Here is a 15755-nt window from a genome sequence, read left to right as displayed (position 1 = left end):
GTTGTTAAAGGAGCAGGGAATGGTGATTAGTGGAAATACGCGGCTGATAGCGCATCTTGGCTATCCGACCGCGAAGTTTAAAGCGCCGATGATTTACAACCCGTGGTTGGTTCATCAGCAGGTTGACGCCAAAGTGGTGCCGATGGGCGTCAAGCCTGAGGATTACGCCGCCTTTGTGCCGATGCTGTTTAAGATGACCAATATTATTGGCGCGCTGGTCACCATGCCGCACAAAATCGCCACCTGCGGGCTGGTGCAGCATCTTAGCCCAACGGCGGCGATAGCGGGCGCCTGTAACGCGATCCGTCCCGAAGCCGACGGCACGCTGAGCGGCGATATGTTTGATGGCGAAGGCTTTGTCCTCGGTATCACGCGTAAAGGTTTCCAGACGCGAGGGGCGCGGGCGCTGGTGGTGGGCAGCGGCGGCGTCGGCTCGGCCATTGCCGCATCGCTGGCGGCGGCGGGCGTCAGCGCCCTGACGCTGTACGATATCTGTTCGCAGACGGCGGAAGCGCTGGCCGGGCGTCTGCTTGAGCACTATCCTCGGCTGGACATTACGCTGATGCAGCGCGATCCGCAGGGGCACGATCTGGTGGTTAACGCCACGCCGCTGGGGATGAAAGAGGGCGATCCGCTGCCGCTGGACCCGCAGCGCCTGACGCCGGGCACCTTTGTCGGTGAAGTGGTTATGGCCCAGGAGTTCACTCCGCTACTGCAGGCGGCGCAGGCGGCGGGCTGCCCCATTCAGCGCGGCACCGACATGCTGTTTGAAATGATCCCGGCCTATCTGCGCTTCTTTAACCTGCCGGTGGCGACGCCGGAACAGCTGCGCGAACTGGCGGAAATTCGCTACTGAAATGACCTGAACCTGCGTTATTATAGCGCTGTATTTATGACTATATAGCGATGGTTCTTATGACTCCCTCCCTAACGCTGCTGGCGGCGGGAAGCCTGAAAAGCGCTTTCATTCCGCTGCTGGCGCGCTTTCAGCAACAGACCGGCATCCCGGTCGAGGTCCATTTTGGTCCGGCAGGGCTGCTGCGCGAGCGCATTGAGGGCGGAGAGCCGTGCTCGGTGTTCGCCTCGGCCAATAGCCAACATCCGCAGGCGCTGCGTCAGGCCGGGCTGGCCGGGGCGTGCTATCTGTTCGCCCGGAATCAGCTGATGCTGACCGCCCGCCGCGGCGCAACAACCGAGACGCGGGAGTGGCTGGCGCTGCTCAGCGACCCGGACCTACGCCTGGCAACCTCAACGCCGGGCTGCGACCCTTCAGGCGACTACACCTGGCAGCTTTTCTCCCACATTGAAGAGCGCTGTCCCGGCGTCGGCGCCGCCATGATGGCGCGCGCGCGTCCGCTGGTAGGCGGCCGCGACTCGCTGCCGGTGCCGGCGGGAGAAATCGCCGGGGCGTGGCTGATCCGTGAAAACTTAACCGATCTGTTTATCGGCTATGCGCACTACGCCGCGCAGATGGCGGCGTGCAGCGATCTGCGCACGCTGCTTATTCCGCCGGCGTGGAATGTTCGCTGCGACTATCTGCTGGCGCAGATTGAACAGAGCGCCGGGGCGCAGCGGCTGTGCCGCTTTATCCTCGGCGCGGAGGGGCAGCGCTTACTGAAAGACGCCGGTTTTTTGCCTATCAGCGACGAATCGTAAACTGCGGAGCCAGCAGCGGCAGCGCCGACCCGGGGGGATGGACTTTGCGTACCGCTAAACCATACGCGCGCTGAAGATTCGCTTCCGTCAGTACGGCGGCTGATTCTCCCGCCAGCCATTCACCGTCGGGCAGCAGCAGCAAGGTCTGGTTCGCCACCTGCAGGGCGTGGGTCGGATCGTGCGTGGTAAACAGCACCGTCCGCTTCTGGCGATGGGCCAGGTCGCTGATGAGCTGCAGCACCAGCTGCTGATTGGCCAGATCCAGCGCCGAGCAGGGTTCATCCAGCAGGATATTCTGGCTGGCGCCCACCAGCGCCCTGGCGATAAGCACCAGCTGCTGCTGGCCGCCGGACAGCGCGCAAAACGCCTTGTCGGCCAGCGCCGCGATCCCCAGCTGCGCCAGCGCCTTCTGCACCTCACGTTCGTCTTCCGCTGTTGGCTGAGCGAACAGATTAACGTGGCGCGCCCGTCCCATCAGCACCACGTCGCGCACCTGCCAGCCAAAAGCCGGGCGAAAATGCTGCGGCACGATGGCGAGACCGCCCGCGCAGGTAAACCCACCGCCGAGCTGCGTCAGTACGCCGGTCAGGGTATCGAGCAGAGTGCTTTTGCCGCGGCCGTTAGCGCCGAGCACCGCCCAGATATCGCCGGAACGGCACTGCAGGTTCAGCGGTGCGAACAGCGGTCGGCTGTGGCCGTAGAGCAGGTCGCTTAACTGTAGGGAAAGGGTCATCAGCGCGCGCCTGTGCGTCGCGACTGCACCAGCAGCCAGGTAAACAGCGGCGCGCCAAGAAGCGCGGTGATGATTCCAATGGGGATTTCGGCCTGGATCAGCGTGCGGGCGAGGTCATCGACGACGATCATAAAACCGCCGCCGAGCCAGAAGGCGGTAGGGAGAAGACGCCGGTGGTCGGCGCCGGCCAGCAGCCGCGCCAGATGCGGGATCACCAGCCCGACCCACGCGATGCTGCCGCTGACCGCCACCTGAGCGGCGACCAGCACCGCGCAGCACACCAGCACCCCGCGACGCAGCCCGGTCACCGCAACCCCCAGACCGCGGGCATCTTTCTCCTCCAGCGCCAGCAGGTTAATCCGCCAGCGGAGCTTAAACAGCACCATCGCGGCGCAGGCTACCGGTAGCGCCATCAGCAGGACTTTGTGCCAGCTGGCGGTGGCGAAGCTGCCGAGCAGCCAGAAAACAATATTCGGCAGCGTCTCTTCGCTATCGGCCAGGTACTGCATCAGGCTCACCAGGGCGGCAAAAAAGCCGCTGAGGATAATGCCTGAGAGGATCAGCACCAGGGTGCTTTCGCGCCCCTGCAGCGCGGCTATCAGATAGACCAGCATCAGCGCGGCAAGGCCGAAGAGAAAGGTCGAGGCCATCATCAGCGCGGCGTTCAGCCCCAGCAGAATCGCCAGCGTCCCGCCGAAGGCGGAACCGGAGGTGACGCCGATGATATGCGGGTCCACCAGCGGATTCTGGAATACGCCCTGTAAGGTGGCCCCGCATAGCCCCAGCGCGCCGCCGGCCAGCAGCGCCATCACGATCCTCGGCAGCCGCACCGACCACACGACCTGGCCGGCGACGCCGTCGAGGGGAGAAAGATGCGCCAGCTGGCGAAAAACTTCCGCCAGGCTTAACGGATACTGCCCGAGGCAGAGTGAAGCGATTGCAATCACGATCGTCACCAGCGCGAGGGTACATTGCAGCAGGGCCGGATGACGATGACTACGCATCCGGCGTCCACTTCACGCGGTAGAAACGCTGATAGTACTCCCGCGCCTTCGCCTCGACATCGACGCTGTTATAGCGTGAGGGGTAGAGTTTTTTCGCCATCCACAGCTCGCCGATCGCCAGCGCCTCCGGCATCGGGTAGCCCCAGGCCTTGGCGTATTCCGGCATCAGCCACACGCGGTGATTTTTGACCGCGTCAATGCTCTGCCACTGCGGGTCGTTTTGTATCTGTTTGACCACCTCCGGGTAGCGGTCCTGTACGAAAATCACCTGCGGATCCCACTGCAGCACCTGCTCCAGCGAGACCTGGCGCGCGCCCTTTACGCTGGCGGCGGCAACGTTCAGCGCCCCGGCGTGCTTCATCATCAGGCCGGTATATTTGCCCGAGCCGTAGGTGTTGAGGTCCGGATTGGCCATATATACCCGCACCCGCTCGTTTTCCGGGATATCGGCAACCGGCGCGTTAGCCAGCCTGCGCGCGCTGAAGGTGTATTGAATCAGCGCTTCGGCCTGAGCCTGACGGCCGACCACTTCGCCAATCAGGCGGATCCCCTGTTTCAGCCCCTCGTTATAGGCCAGCTCTTCATCGGCCATCGTCGGGTTCATTTTGTTTTTCTCACCCGCGGCATCCTGGCGCAGAGAGACTGCCACCACCGGGATCCCGGCGTCCTGGATCTGCTGGATCATCGCCTGCGGCGCGTAGTTGGCAACGAACACCACCTGGGGATGCAGCGCCAGCAGGCTCTCGATATTGACCTGCGTCAGATCGCCCGGCATCGGTAGTGTCTCAATAGCCGGCATAAAGCGCGCAAACTGCGGGCCAAGCTGCTTTTTCCAGCTGCTCATGACGCCGACGACGTCGTCAGCGGCGTTAAGCTGCACCAGCAGGTTTAAGGTCTGATGCTGGAGCACCACGGCGCGGGTGACGTGGTCGGGGAGGGTGACTTCACGACCCAGCTGGTCGGTGAGGGTGCGGTCGGCAAAGGCCTGACCGGCAAACAGGCTGGCGCTTAACAGCGCCATAGCAAAGAAAACGCGCGGATGTCTGGACATGATGGGCTCAGCGGCAAAGGAAAAATCGTTGTATATTAAAATATATAACGAGTCCGGGCGCAATGGCTGACGGGCGATTTACCCCCTATGGACAAGGTTATTGATAAAACACCTCTTCATCGGACATCCGTTCTTCTATGCGGGCAGCGACCTTCTGCAGCGAGGTGAGGTACTTTTGCGCCGCCTGGTCAATGGTCATGGCTTTGGCCATATAGACCAGGTTCAGGCAGCCGATAACCCGCTGCTGGCGGCGAATGGGGACGGCAATGGAAGCGATTTTCTCCTCCTGCTGCCAGCCGCGAAAGTTTTCGCCGTAGCCGTTTTGCCGGGTGCGTTCGAGGATGGCGGCCAGTTTTTCCGGCTCGCGCGCCAGCTGATACTCCGCTTCCGGGCGGGCGGCCAGCATCTCAACAATCGGGCTTCGTTCATGTTCCGGCGCGAAGGCCAGCCAGGTTAATCCCGAAGCGGTCAGCAGCAGCGGCAGGCGGCGGCCGACCATCGCCCGGTGGAAGGAGAGGCGGCTGAAGCGGTGGGTGGTTTCGCGCACCACCATCGCATCGACGTCCAGGGTGGTGATGTCTGTCGGCCATAAAACCTCGCGCAGCAGCTCGCCAAGCAGCGGCGTGGCGAGGGCAGAAATCCAATGTTCGTCACGAAATCCCTCACTTAACTGACGCACTTTAATCGTCAGGCGAAAGCTGTCATCGGAGCGGCTGCGGCGCACGTAACCCTCGTCCTGCAGCGTTTCCAGCAGCCGCCTGACGGTCGTGCGATGCAGGCCGCTAAACTCGGCCAGGGTGCCGACCGTCGCGCCTCCGTCGAATTTATTTAACAAATTTAATAACAATAATCCGCGGCTCAATCCGCGCACCGTTTTGTAATCTGCCGAAGCGTTTTCGTTCATGCGTCCTCAATAAAAATCATTATAAACAATCATGTGCACCTGGTGCTCATCCGGTAATGTTTTGATTGTAGCGCAAATCACCGACCCTATACTGACCTCACAATAAAAATAAATTCACATTTAGTTAACAAATTGCCCTGCTGAAGGTTGTGCGGTGACGGCAATTTGTCCGAAGCGTGAGGTTTTGAAAATGACAACATCCAATCCTGATATCCAACCCGCGGTACAGCACAGCGCGCAGGTCGCTATTGCCGGCGCCGGTCCGGTTGGCCTGACCATCGCCAACTACCTCGGGCAGATGGGCGTCAGCGTCGTGCTGATTGAGAAGCTCGAGTCGCTGATCGATTATCCCCGCGCCATCGGTATCGACGATGAGGCGCTGCGGGCGATGCAGGCGGTGGGGCTGGTCGACAACGTGCTGCCGCATACTACGCCGTGGCACGCGATGCGCTTTCTCACCCCGAAAGGGCGCTGCTTTGCCGATATTCAGCCGATGACCGACGAGTTTGGCTGGTCGCGCCGCAATGCGTTTATTCAGCCGCAGGTGGACGCGGTGCTGTACGACGGCCTCAGCCGTTTCCCCCACGTGCGCTGCCTGTTTTCCCGCGAAGTAGAGGCCTTTAGCCAGAATAGTGACGGTGTCACCCTGAACGTCAAAGGCAGCGACGGCGAGCGGGAAACCGTGCGCGCCGACTGGCTGGTGGCCTGCGACGGCGGAGCCAGCTTCATTCGTCGCGCGCTGAATATTCCCTTCGAAGGCAAAACCGCGCCGAATCAATGGATTGTTATTGATATCGCCAACGATCCGCTGGCGACGCCGCACGTCTACCTGTGCTGCGACCCGGTGCGCCCGTACGTCTCCGCCGCGCTGCCGCACGGGGTACGGCGTTTCGAATTTATGGTCATGCCCGGTGAAACCGAAGCCCAGCTCAGCGAGCCGCACAAGATGCGCCAGCTATTGAGCAAGGTGCTGCCGGACCCGGATAACGTCGAGCTGATTCGCCAGCGCGTCTACACCCACAACGCGCGCATCGCCGAACGCTTTCGCGTCGATCGCGTACTGCTGGCGGGCGACGCGGCGCACATCATGCCGGTGTGGCAGGGGCAGGGCTACAACAGCGGTATGCGTGACGCCTTTAACCTGGCCTGGAAGCTGGCGCTGGTGGTGAACGGCAAAGCCGGAGAGGCGCTGCTGGACAGCTACCAGCAGGAGCGGCGCGATCACGCCAAAGCGATGATCGACCTGTCGGTCACCGCCGGCAACGTCCTGGCGCCGCCGAAACGCTGGCACGGCGCGGTGCGCGACGGCGTTTCGTGGCTGCTCAACTATCTGCCGCCGGTTAAACGCTACTTCCTTGAAATGCGTTTCAAGCCAATGCCGCAGTATCGCGACGGCGCGCTGCTGGCGGAAGGCGAAAGCAAAACGTCCCCGGTCGGCAAAATGTTTATCCAGCCGAAGGTGACGCTGGAAAACGGGCAGGTGACGCTGCTCGATGAGGTGATTGGCGCCAGATTCGCCATTATCGCCTGGGGCTGTAATCCGCAGTGGGGGCTCAACGATGAACAAATAGCCCGCTGGCGCGCGGTCGGGGTGCGCTTTATCCAGGTGGTGCCGGAGGTGCAGATTCATTGCGATCAGGACAACGTGCCCGGCGTTATCCGCATCGGCGATACGCAAAACCGCCTGAAAAGCTGGTTCGCGCAGCACGATACCGCCATTGCCGTGGTGCGTCCGGACCGCTTCGTCGCCACCGTGGCCATCCCGCAAACCCTGAGCAAAAAGCTCGACGCGCTGGCGAGCAAGATGCAGCTGGCTTCCGCGCAGGCGGCAACAACGATTGAACAGGTGGCCTGATATGAACGCGTATCTTCATTGCCTCTCCCATACCCCGCTGGTGGGCTACGTTGACCCGGAACAGGCGGTACTGGACGAAGTGAACGGCACTATCGCCGACGCGCGGGCGCGCATTGCCGCCTTCGACCCGGAGCTGGTGGTGCTGTTTGCTCCCGATCACTACAACGGCTTTTTCTACGATGTGATGCCGCCGTTCTGTTTAGGCATCGGGGCGACCGCTATCGGCGACTTCAGCAGCGCCAGCGGCGTTCTGCCGGTGCCGACGGCGCTGGCGGAGGCCTGCGCCCACGCGGTGATGAAAGAGGGCATCGATCTGGCGGTCTCCTACTGCATGCAGGTGGATCACGGCTTTGCGCAACCGCTGGAGTTCCTGCTCGGCGGGCTGGATACCCTGCCGGTTCTGCCGGTGTTTATCAACGGCGTGGCGTCGCCGCTGCCGGGCTTTCAGCGCACCCGCATGCTGGGCGAAGCCATTGGCCGCTTCCTGACCACCCTCAATAAACGGGTATTAATCCTTGGCTCCGGCGGCCTGTCGCATCAGCCGCCGGTACCGGAGCTGGCGAAGGCCGATGCCCATATGCGCGACCGGCTGCTGGGCAGCGGCAGGCAGCTGCCTCCGGACGAGCGTGAACTGCGCCAGCAGCGGGTCATTAGCGCGGCGAAGCAGTTTATCGAGGACCAGAACTCGCTCTATCCGCTCAACCCCGTCTGGGATACCCGCTTTATGAGCCTTCTTGAGCAGGGGCGGCTGGCGGAGCTGGATGCCGTCAGTAACGAAGAGCTGTCGGCAATGGCCGGGAAATCGACGCACGAAATTAAAACCTGGGTGGCCGCCTTTGCCGCGCTATCCGCATTTGGCCGCTGGCGCTGCGAAGGCCGCTATTACCGACCAATCCCCGAGTGGATTGCCGGATTTGGCTCGCTGAGCGCCGCCGCGCAGAACTGAATTAACGGGAGAATATGATGAGCTACCAACCGCAAACCGAAGTCGCCACCAGCCGTTTCCTCAACGTGGAAGAGGGCGGAGAAACATTACGCATCCATTTTAATGACTGCGGCGAGGGCGACGAAACCGTGGTCCTGCTGCACGGCTCTGGCCCCGGGGCTACCGGCTGGGCCAACTTTAGCCGCAATATCGACCCGCTGGTCGAGGCGGGCTACCGGGTCATTCTGCTGGACTGCCCCGGCTGGGGAAAAAGCGATTCTATCGTCAACCGCGGCTCCCGTTCCGACCTGAACGCCAGGGTGCTGAAAAGCGTGATTGACCAGCTGGATATCAGCAAAGTGCATCTGCTGGGCAATTCGATGGGCGGACACAGCGCGGTGGCCTTTACCCTCAGCTGGCCGGAGCGCGTCGGCAAACTGGTGCTGATGGGCGGCGGAACCGGCGGCATGAGCCTGTTTACGCCGATGCCGACGGAAGGCATCAAGCTGCTGAACGGCCTGTACCGTGAGCCGACCATCGAAAACCTGAAAAAGATGATGAACATCTTTGTCTTCGATACCCGCGATTTGACCGACGCGCTATTTGAAGCGCGCCTCAATAATATGCTGTCGCGCCGGGAGCATCTGGATAATTTCGTCCAAAGCCTGGAAGCCAACCCGAAGCAGTTCCCGGATTTTAGCCCGCGTCTCGGCGAAATCCGCGCGCAGACCCTGATCGTCTGGGGGCGTAACGATCGCTTTGTACCGATGGACGCCGGGCTGCGCCTGCTGGCGGGTATTAACGGTTCCGAACTGCATATCTATCGCGACTGCGGCCACTGGGCGCAGTGGGAGCACGCGGAGAGCTTTAACCAGCTGGTGCTCGATTTTCTGGCGCGTACCTGAGGAGTGCTGATGACAACCTTATCTCTTGAACAACTGGCGCAGCGTCTGCGTGAGGCGGAAAGCCGCGGCCAGGCGATTGAACCGCTGCGCGATGCGCTCGGCGTTGACAACGCGGAAGCGGCCTACGCCATCCAGCGGATGAACGTGCAGCACCACGTGGCGAACGGCCGCCGGGTGGCGGGACGCAAGGTGGGGCTGACCCATCCTAAAGTGCAGCAGCAGCTGGGCGTTGACCAGCCGGACTTCGGCACCCTGTTTGCCGACATGTGCTACGGCGATAACGCCGATGTGCCGTTCTCCCGGGTGCTGCAGCCGAAAGTGGAGGCCGAAGTCGCCCTGGTGCTGAAACGCGATCTGCCGCATGCCGATACCACCTTTGATGAACTGTACGCCGCCATCGACTGGGTGCTTCCCGCGCTGGAGGTGGTCGGCAGCCGTATTCGCGACTGGTCGATTGGCTTTGTCGATACGGTCGCCGATAACGCCTCCTGCGGCGTTTACGTGCTGGGTAGCCCGGCGCGGCGCCCGGATGGGCTGGATCTGAAAAACTGCGCGATGCGCATGACCCGTAACGAGGAAGAGGTCTCCAGCGGGCGCGGCAGCGAATGTCTTGGCCATCCGCTGAACGCGGCGGTGTGGCTGGCGCGCAAAATGGCCAGCCTCGGCGAGCCGCTGCGGGCGGGGGATATCGTGCTGACCGGGGCGTTAGGCCCGATGGTGGCGATTACCGCCGGCGATCGTTTTGCCGCCCATATCGACGGTTTAGGTTCAGTGGCGGCGACCTTTGTCGCCAAAGAGGAAGAGAGTGATGAGTAAACGTAAAGTCGCCATTATCGGCTCCGGCAATATCGGCACCGATTTAATGATCAAAATTCTGCGCCACGGGCAGCACCTGGAGATGGCGGTGATGGTCGGCATCGACCCCGAGTCCGACGGCCTGGCCCGCGCCCGGCGCATGGGCGTCGCCACCACGCACGAGGGCGTTGGCGGCCTGATGCAGATGGCGGAATTCGCCGATATCGATGTGGTTTTTGACGCCACCAGCGCCGGAGCGCACGTGAAAAACGACGCCGCGCTGCGGGAAGCCAGGCCGGGGATCCGGGTGATCGACCTGACCCCGGCGGCCATCGGCCCGTACTGCGTGCCGGTGGTCAATCTCGAGGCCAATCTGGCCGAAGGCAACGTCAATATGGTGACCTGCGGCGGCCAGGCCACCATCCCGATGGTGGCGGCGGTCTCTCGGGTGGCAAAAGTGCACTATGCGGAGATCGTCGCCTCAATTGCCAGCAAATCCGCCGGGCCGGGGACGCGCGCCAACATTGATGAATTTACCGAAACCACCTCGCAGGCCATTGAGAAAGTGGGCGGCGCGGCGAAAGGCAAAGCGATTATCGTGCTGAATCCGGCGGAGCCGCCGCTGATGATGCGCGACACCGTTTATGTCCTGAGCGAAGCGGCATCGCAGCAGGCGATTGCCGCTTCGATCGCCGAGATGGCGGCGGCGGTGCAGGCCTACGTGCCGGGATATCGCCTGAAGCAGCAGGTGCAGTTTGAGGTCATCCCGGAAGATAAACCGGTAAACCTGCCGGGCGTCGGCCGCTTCTCGGGCCTGAAAACGGCGGTTTATCTCGAGGTCGAAGGGGCGGCGCACTATCTGCCAGCCTACGCGGGTAACCTCGATATTATGACGTCGGCGGCGCTGGCGACGGCGGAAAAAATGGTCCAGGCGATGAACGACGCGGCGGGAGAAGCAGCATGAACGGCAAAAAACTCTATATCTCAGACGTGACCCTGCGCGACGGGATGCACGCGATTCGTCATCAATACTCGCTCGACAATGTGCGCCAGATTGCCCGGGCGCTGGATTGCGCGGGCGTCGATTCGATAGAGGTGGCCCACGGCGACGGCCTGCAGGGTTCCAGCTTTAACTACGGCTTCGGCGCGCACAGCGATCTGCAGTGGATTGAAGCGGCGGCGGAGTCGGTCAGCCAGGCGAAGATCGCCACTTTATTGCTACCCGGCATTGGCACTCTGCACGACCTGAAAAACGCGTATCAGGCCGGGGCGCGGGTGGTGCGCGTGGCGACCCACTGCACCGAGGCGGATGTTTCCGCGCAGCATATCGCCTTCGCCCGCGAGCTGGGCATGGACACCGTCGGCTTCCTGATGATGAGCCATATGACCTCCCCGGAACAGCTGGCGCAGCAGGCGCTGAAGATGGAATCCTACGGCGCCACCTGTATTTACGTGGTGGATTCCGGCGGGGCGATGAACATGAACGATATTCGCGATCGCTTCCGCGCCCTCAAGGCGGTGCTGAAGCCGGAAACCGCCACCGGGATGCACGCGCACCATAACCTCAGTCTCGGCGTGGCCAACTCCATCGCCGCGGTGGAAGAGGGCTGCGACCGTATCGATGCCAGCCTGGCGGGGATGGGGGCCGGGGCGGGCAACGCGCCGCTGGAGGTGTTTATCGCCGCCGCCGATAAGCTCGGCTGGAATCACGGTACCGATCTGTATGCTCTGATGAACGCCGCCGATGAGCTGGTGCGCCCGCTGCAGGATCGCCCGGTGCGGGTTGACCGCGAAACGCTGGCGCTGGGCTATGCCGGGGTTTACTCCAGCTTTCTGCGCCACAGCGAAGCGGCCGCCGGGCGCTACGGCCTGAGCGCGGTGGATATCCTCGTCGAGCTCGGCAAGCGGCGGATGGTGGGCGGTCAGGAGGATATGATCGTCGACGTCGCGCTGGATCTGCTTAACCGCAGCAAATAAAAGCAACGCGCGGCTGGCAACGTATCAGCCGCCATTCACCTGCTCCGCTTGTCCGGATATCGCAAAGGTACCCTATGACCCAAACAACGACTGCAAGCAATTCGCGCCTGATGTTAACCGTCGGGCTCTGTTTTATGGTGGCCCTGATGGAAGGGCTGGATCTGCAGGCGGCAGGCATCGCCGCCGTAGGCATGGCGCAGGCGTTCGCGCTGGATAAAATGCAGATGGGCTGGATTTTCAGCGCCGGGATCCTCGGCCTGCTGCCCGGCGCGCTGGTGGGCGGCATGCTGGCGGATCGCTATGGCCGCAAGCGAATTCTGCTGGGCTCGGTGCTGCTCTTTGGCCTGTTCTCAATCGCTACCGCGCTGGCGTGGAATTATCCCACGCTGCTGCTGGCCCGGCTGCTGACCGGCGTCGGCCTGGGCGCGGCGCTGCCGAATCTGATTGCCTTAACCTCCGAGGCCGCCGGCCCCCGCTTTCGCGGAAGGGCGGTCAGCCTGATGTACTGCGGCGTCCCCATCGGCGCGGCGCTGGCGGCGGCGCTGGGCTTTTTCGGCCTTGCCGCGGCCTGGCAAACGGTGTTCTGGATCGGCGGTATCGTTCCGCTGCTGCTGGTGCCGCTGCTGCTGCGCTGGCTGCCGGAATCGCCGGTGTTTCAGCGCAGCGCGCGGGGCGTGCCGCTGCGCACGCTCCTCGCGCCGGGCAACGCTACCGCCACGCTGCTGCTGTGGCTGTGCTATTTTTTCACGCTGCTGGTGGTCTATATGCTGATCAACTGGCTGCCGATGCTGTTAGTCGGCCAGGGGTTCAGCCCCAGCGAGGCGGCGGGGGTGATGTTTGTCCTGCAGTTCGGCGCCGCCTGCGGCACGCTGCTGCTGGGGGCGCTGATGGATAAGCTCAGCCCGCTGTGGATGTCGCTGCTGATCTATACCGGCATGCTGGCGTCGCTGCTGGCGCTGGGGACCGCGTCCTCGCTGACCGCAATGCTCTTCTCCGGCTTTGTCGCCGGACTGTTTGCCACCGGCGGCCAGAGCGTGCTTTACGCGCTGGCTCCGCTGTTCTATCGCACCGAAATCCGCGCCACCGGCGTAGGGACGGCGGTGGCGATTGGCCGTCTCGGCGCGATGAGCGGTCCGCTGCTGGCGGGCAAAATGCTGGCGCTGGGCACCGGCACCGTCGGGGTGATGGCCGCGTCCGCTCCCGGCATTCTGCTGGCGGGCGCGGCGGTGTTCTGGCTGATGAGCCGACAAAAGCGCACGGCGCTGGCCTGAGCATTTTCGCTGATTCCCGGGGGCGGCGCGGTAAAGCCGCGCCTTGCCCGGGCTACCGGACTGGTAGCCCGGGAATCCGCCTTGCGCATCTCTCTACTTTGGCATAGGTTAAATCATCATCCATTGATTCTTCCGAGCATCATGTCTTTTACATCCCGCTTACTGAGCGATATCCCCGGTATCCGCTACGCCTTTCTCGACGTTCATGAAACCGCCGCCTTTCCCTATAGCGAAATGGCGCCGGTTAAACTGGTTCACAGCAATATCGTACATGAGTATCGGGCGCCGCAGGCGGAGCGCCCCCACGCCGATGCGATGTTTACCGCCGTCAGCGGGCAAAAGATGGGCGTGGTGACCGCCGACTGTCTGCCGCTGCTGATGGCGTCGCGCGATGGGCGCTATGTTTGCAGCGTGCACGCAGGCTGGCGCGGCGCGGCCAGCGGGATTATCGAAAATAGCCTTGCGCTGTTTCAGCGTTATCACGTCGACCCGCAAGATCTGGTGGTGGTGAGCGGGCCGCATATTCACCCCTGCTGCTATGAAGTCACCGGCGACTTCTACCAGGCGCTGCTGGCGATGCCCGCCGGCGAGCTGGCAAAACGCCATCGGGAGCAGCTCTTCCTGTCCCATCAGGCGGCGTCGGAGGGGGAGCAGGCGAAAGCGACCGCGGGCGACAATGCGTGGTTCGATCTGCGGGCCTTTGCCCACCTCCTGCTGCGCAGCGCGGGCGTGCCGGAGGAAAACATGGAGTGGCTGGGGAGCTGCACCTACTGCACGCCGCAGCGGCTGGGGTCGTTTCGTCGGCGCACGCATTTCCCGGCGCCGAAGTCATTTCAGTACTCATGGATCATGCGCGAGCCTGATGGGGCGGGCCGATGAGACGAAATGATGTTTGATGATGTGTAACATCGGCGGGCGTTTGCTATCTCTGCACTCCTTCAAACAAGGAGGATTGCAAAATGAAATTGAACGCGTTCACTTTAACTCTCGCGCCGCTGCTGGTTGCCGGCGCGTTTTCCGCTCATGCCGGCCCGCAGGCCCACGTGGTCTGCGCTTATCACCATACGTTGGGCGATGACGCCATCATGATGTTCGGCAAACCGAATCAGGCCATGTGGCATGATTTTTTTGGTAATACCCATACCGATGCGGTTTCCACCTATCAGACGCTGCGCGACCAGCCGGAAACCACCTGCGATAACAAGGCCGACGGTTCCGCCTACTGGGTGCCGTCGATGAAGCTGCCGGATGGTCAGGTGGTGACGCCGGCGTATCAAAAAACCTACTATCAGACCACCAAAGTGGAACAGTATCCGCTGCACCCGTTCCCGGCGGGTCTCGAACTGCTGGCGGGCGATCACCACGGTTCGGCGCCCAGCTCGCGCATCACCTTTTTGTGCGCTAACGGCAAAGGCTACAGCAACCAGGCCGGGGAAGTCTGTGGGCTGCGTAAAGGTGGCGATGCGGTACAGTTTAATATCGGTATTCAGTTCCCCAACTGCTGGGATGGGGTCAACCTCAAACCGGCTCATGGACACAGTAACGCGGCATACGACGTCAACGGCGCCTGTCCGAGCGACTATCCGGTGAAAATCCCGACGGTGAATATGAATGTGGCCTACGTTCTGCCGCAGATTACATCCCTGGATACCGCGAAGATTCAGCTCTCCCTGGATCCGATCATGGACGGTGAGAAGCGCGAAGAGCGCTGGGGCAGTATCTATACGGCGCACGCGGATTTTATGAACGGCTGGACGGTGGAAGGGGCGCACTATATGACCGAGCGCTGCATGAACAAGGGAATCGACTGCGGCAGCGCGGTGCCGTATCGCTTCACGACGGTGAAGGAGAATGCGCTGGTGGACAGCACCGCGCCGACGGTTGCCCATCCCGCGCCGGAAAACCTGGTGGTCAGCGATAACTGGCAAAACGGCGGGCGCACGCACAATCCGGAAACCATGACGCTGGTGAAATTCCCTATCCCGCCGCTGCCGCAGGATCAGGACGCCTCGCTGTTTAAATATCAGCTGCGGATCTACGGCGGAAAAGTGGAAACCAACGGCGCGGATCAGATCTTTTTCTATCCGGCGAGCAACGACTGGAGCGCGAACAGCGTGACCTGGAATCATCGCCCGCCCTGCAACTACAGCTCGGAGGCGTCGCTGTACCTCAATTCCAAACGCGAATACCGGATGGTGGATGTCGATAAAGCGGTGCGCAAGGCGCTGGCGGAAGGCAAAACCGAGATCTCGTGGTATATCGGCGGCGACCGTCAGGGCAATCGCTATCATTTCGACCCGGCGGGCTCACAGCAGGAGCCGATGCTGATGCTGATGGGCTTTAAAAATACCCCGGAGATCTGATTGCGGCCCTTCCCCGGGCGACGGGTTCGCAGACGGCGGTGGACCTGTAGCCCGGGCAGGCGCTTGCGCCGCCCCCGGGAGCAGAGCGCAGTGCGGCATAATTTCCCGGAGGCGATGCTGCGCATCTGTCCGGGCGACGGTATGGCAGATGGCGGTGGACCTGTAGCCCGGGCAGGCGCTTTGCGCCGCCCCCGGGAGCAGAATGCAGTGCGGCATAATTTCCCGGAGGCGATGCTGCGCATTTGTCCGGGCGACGGTATTGCAGACGGCGGTGGACCTGTAGCCCGGGCAGGCGCTTGCGCCGCCCCCGGGAGCA

General features: G+C 62.4%; 15 protein-coding genes and 1 pseudogene. 12 read left to right on the top strand and 4 right to left on the bottom strand.

Annotated features, from left to right (window positions below):
* The first annotated feature begins 19 nt into the window (after positions 1-19).
* Together ABLU96_RS15790 and ABLU96_RS15785 are read left to right on the top strand one after the other, a co-directional pair.
* Positions 20-856, top strand: coding sequence for a shikimate dehydrogenase (locus ABLU96_RS15790; RefSeq protein ID WP_077254493.1), 837 nt, complete (start codon positions 20-22; stop codon positions 854-856).
* Between the two features lie 59 nt (positions 857-915).
* Positions 916-1656, top strand: a complete 741-nt coding sequence (locus tag ABLU96_RS15785; RefSeq protein WP_049082320.1) for a substrate-binding domain-containing protein — start codon at positions 916-918, stop codon at positions 1654-1656.
* On the opposite strand, the gene ABLU96_RS15780 is transcribed toward ABLU96_RS15785, so the two are convergent.
* The 4 genes from ABLU96_RS15780 to ABLU96_RS15765 all read right to left on the bottom strand — a co-directional run bounded on the left by ABLU96_RS15780 (position 1640) and on the right by ABLU96_RS15765 (position 5348).
* Entirely contained in the window at positions 1640-2389 is a 750-nt protein-coding gene (locus ABLU96_RS15780) for an ABC transporter ATP-binding protein (RefSeq protein ID WP_025108205.1), read from the bottom strand. The two genes, ABLU96_RS15785 and ABLU96_RS15780, sit on opposite strands and share 17 nt — an antisense overlap.
* Positions 2389-3393 carry an iron ABC transporter permease gene (locus ABLU96_RS15775; protein ID WP_014229702.1) on the bottom strand — a complete coding sequence of 335 codons (1005 nt, stop codon included), beginning with the start codon at positions 3391-3393 and terminating at the stop codon, positions 2389-2391. Before ABLU96_RS15775 ends, ABLU96_RS15780 begins: the two co-directional genes overlap by 1 nt.
* Positions 3386-4444, bottom strand: a complete 1059-nt coding sequence (locus tag ABLU96_RS15770) for an ABC transporter substrate-binding protein (RefSeq protein ID WP_032720596.1) — start codon at positions 4442-4444, stop codon at positions 3386-3388. The genes ABLU96_RS15775 and ABLU96_RS15770 overlap by 8 nt, the downstream gene beginning before the upstream one ends.
* Positions 4445-4541: 97 nt before the next feature.
* The gene (locus tag ABLU96_RS15765) at positions 4542-5348 is read right to left on the bottom strand and encodes a DNA-binding transcriptional regulator (RefSeq protein ID WP_032749865.1); all 807 of its coding nucleotides are present in this window, start codon (positions 5346-5348) and stop codon (positions 4542-4544) included.
* Positions 5349-5538: 190 nt separating this feature from the next.
* Between ABLU96_RS15765 and ABLU96_RS15760 the strand changes: the two genes are divergently transcribed.
* The 10 genes and pseudogenes from ABLU96_RS15760 to ABLU96_RS15715 form a co-directional block, all read left to right on the top strand.
* On the top strand, positions 5539-7203 hold the full coding sequence (locus ABLU96_RS15760; RefSeq protein WP_032749864.1) for a bifunctional 3-(3-hydroxy-phenyl)propionate/3-hydroxycinnamic acid hydroxylase: 1665 nt from the start codon (positions 5539-5541) through the stop codon (positions 7201-7203).
* Between the two features lies 1 nt (position 7204).
* Complete coding sequence (mhpB, locus tag ABLU96_RS15755) at positions 7205-8149, top strand: 2,3-dihydroxyphenylpropionate/2,3-dihydroxicinnamic acid 1,2-dioxygenase (RefSeq protein ID WP_004851708.1); 945 nt, start codon at positions 7205-7207, stop codon at positions 8147-8149.
* Positions 8150-8166: 17 nt separating this feature from the next.
* On the top strand, positions 8167-9033 hold the full coding sequence (mhpC, locus tag ABLU96_RS15750; protein ID WP_048262456.1) for a 2-hydroxy-6-oxonona-2,4-dienedioate hydrolase: 867 nt from the start codon (positions 8167-8169) through the stop codon (positions 9031-9033).
* Positions 9034-9042: 9 nt separating this feature from the next.
* Positions 9043-9849 (top strand): 2-keto-4-pentenoate hydratase, encoded by an 807-nt coding sequence (gene mhpD, locus ABLU96_RS15745; RefSeq protein ID WP_057174042.1) that lies wholly within the window; start codon positions 9043-9045, stop codon positions 9847-9849.
* A complete protein-coding gene (gene mhpF / locus ABLU96_RS15740; protein WP_064405816.1) occupies positions 9842-10792 on the top strand; it encodes an acetaldehyde dehydrogenase in 951 nt (316 codons plus the stop codon). The genes mhpD and mhpF overlap by 8 nt, the downstream gene beginning before the upstream one ends.
* Positions 10789-11805 (top strand): 4-hydroxy-2-oxovalerate aldolase, encoded by a 1017-nt coding sequence (mhpE, locus tag ABLU96_RS15735; RefSeq protein ID WP_047723668.1) that lies wholly within the window; start codon positions 10789-10791, stop codon positions 11803-11805. Before mhpF ends, mhpE begins: the two co-directional genes overlap by 4 nt.
* Positions 11806-11879: 74 nt before the next feature.
* The gene (gene mhpT / locus ABLU96_RS15730) at positions 11880-13076 is read left to right on the top strand and encodes a 3-(3-hydroxy-phenyl)propionate transporter MhpT (protein ID WP_025108197.1); all 1197 of its coding nucleotides are present in this window, start codon (positions 11880-11882) and stop codon (positions 13074-13076) included.
* Between the two features lie 141 nt (positions 13077-13217).
* The gene (locus ABLU96_RS15725) at positions 13218-13955 is read left to right on the top strand and encodes a polyphenol oxidase family protein (protein WP_014229693.1); all 738 of its coding nucleotides are present in this window, start codon (positions 13218-13220) and stop codon (positions 13953-13955) included.
* 80 nt (positions 13956-14035) lie between these two features.
* Positions 14036-15439 (top strand): DUF1996 domain-containing protein, encoded by a 1404-nt coding sequence (locus ABLU96_RS15720; RefSeq protein WP_049082455.1) that lies wholly within the window; start codon positions 14036-14038, stop codon positions 15437-15439.
* Positions 15440-15529: 90 nt separating this feature from the next.
* A pseudogene (locus tag ABLU96_RS15715) lies at positions 15530-15755 on the top strand (hypothetical protein); the annotation flags it as partial.

Origin of the sequence: Klebsiella sp. CN_Kp106, assembly GCF_040064575.1 — a bacterium.
GTDB classification, from domain to species: domain Bacteria; phylum Pseudomonadota; class Gammaproteobacteria; order Enterobacterales; family Enterobacteriaceae; genus Klebsiella; species Klebsiella michiganensis.
The sequence above is the reverse complement of the archived record's forward strand: the minus strand, read 5'-3'. Positions and strand labels throughout refer to the sequence as shown.

Bases quoted from the DNA above. Each gene is read 5' to 3' on its own strand.
- ABLU96_RS15790 (WP_077254493.1), top strand. From the start codon at position 20: ATGGTGATTAGTGGAAATACGCGGCTGATAGCGCATCTTGGCTATCCG.
- ABLU96_RS15785 (WP_049082320.1), top strand. From the start codon at position 916: ATGACTCCCTCCCTAACGCTGCTGGCGGCGGGAAGCCTGAAAAGCGCT.
- ABLU96_RS15780 (WP_025108205.1), bottom strand. From the start codon at position 2,389: ATGACCCTTTCCCTACAGTTAAGCGACCTGCTCTACGGCCACAGCCGA.
- ABLU96_RS15775 (WP_014229702.1), bottom strand. From the start codon at position 3,393: ATGCGTAGTCATCGTCATCCGGCCCTGCTGCAATGTACCCTCGCGCTG.
- ABLU96_RS15770 (WP_032720596.1), bottom strand. From the start codon at position 4,444: ATGTCCAGACATCCGCGCGTTTTCTTTGCTATGGCGCTGTTAAGCGCC.
- ABLU96_RS15765 (WP_032749865.1), bottom strand. From the start codon at position 5,348: ATGAACGAAAACGCTTCGGCAGATTACAAAACGGTGCGCGGATTGAGC.
- ABLU96_RS15760 (WP_032749864.1), top strand. From the start codon at position 5,539: ATGACAACATCCAATCCTGATATCCAACCCGCGGTACAGCACAGCGCG.
- mhpB (WP_004851708.1), top strand. From the start codon at position 7,205: ATGAACGCGTATCTTCATTGCCTCTCCCATACCCCGCTGGTGGGCTAC.
- mhpC (WP_048262456.1), top strand. From the start codon at position 8,167: ATGAGCTACCAACCGCAAACCGAAGTCGCCACCAGCCGTTTCCTCAAC.
- mhpD (WP_057174042.1), top strand. From the start codon at position 9,043: ATGACAACCTTATCTCTTGAACAACTGGCGCAGCGTCTGCGTGAGGCG.
- mhpF (WP_064405816.1), top strand. From the start codon at position 9,842: ATGAGTAAACGTAAAGTCGCCATTATCGGCTCCGGCAATATCGGCACC.
- mhpE (WP_047723668.1), top strand. From the start codon at position 10,789: ATGAACGGCAAAAAACTCTATATCTCAGACGTGACCCTGCGCGACGGG.
- mhpT (WP_025108197.1), top strand. From the start codon at position 11,880: ATGACCCAAACAACGACTGCAAGCAATTCGCGCCTGATGTTAACCGTC.
- ABLU96_RS15725 (WP_014229693.1), top strand. From the start codon at position 13,218: ATGTCTTTTACATCCCGCTTACTGAGCGATATCCCCGGTATCCGCTAC.
- ABLU96_RS15720 (WP_049082455.1), top strand. From the start codon at position 14,036: ATGAAATTGAACGCGTTCACTTTAACTCTCGCGCCGCTGCTGGTTGCC.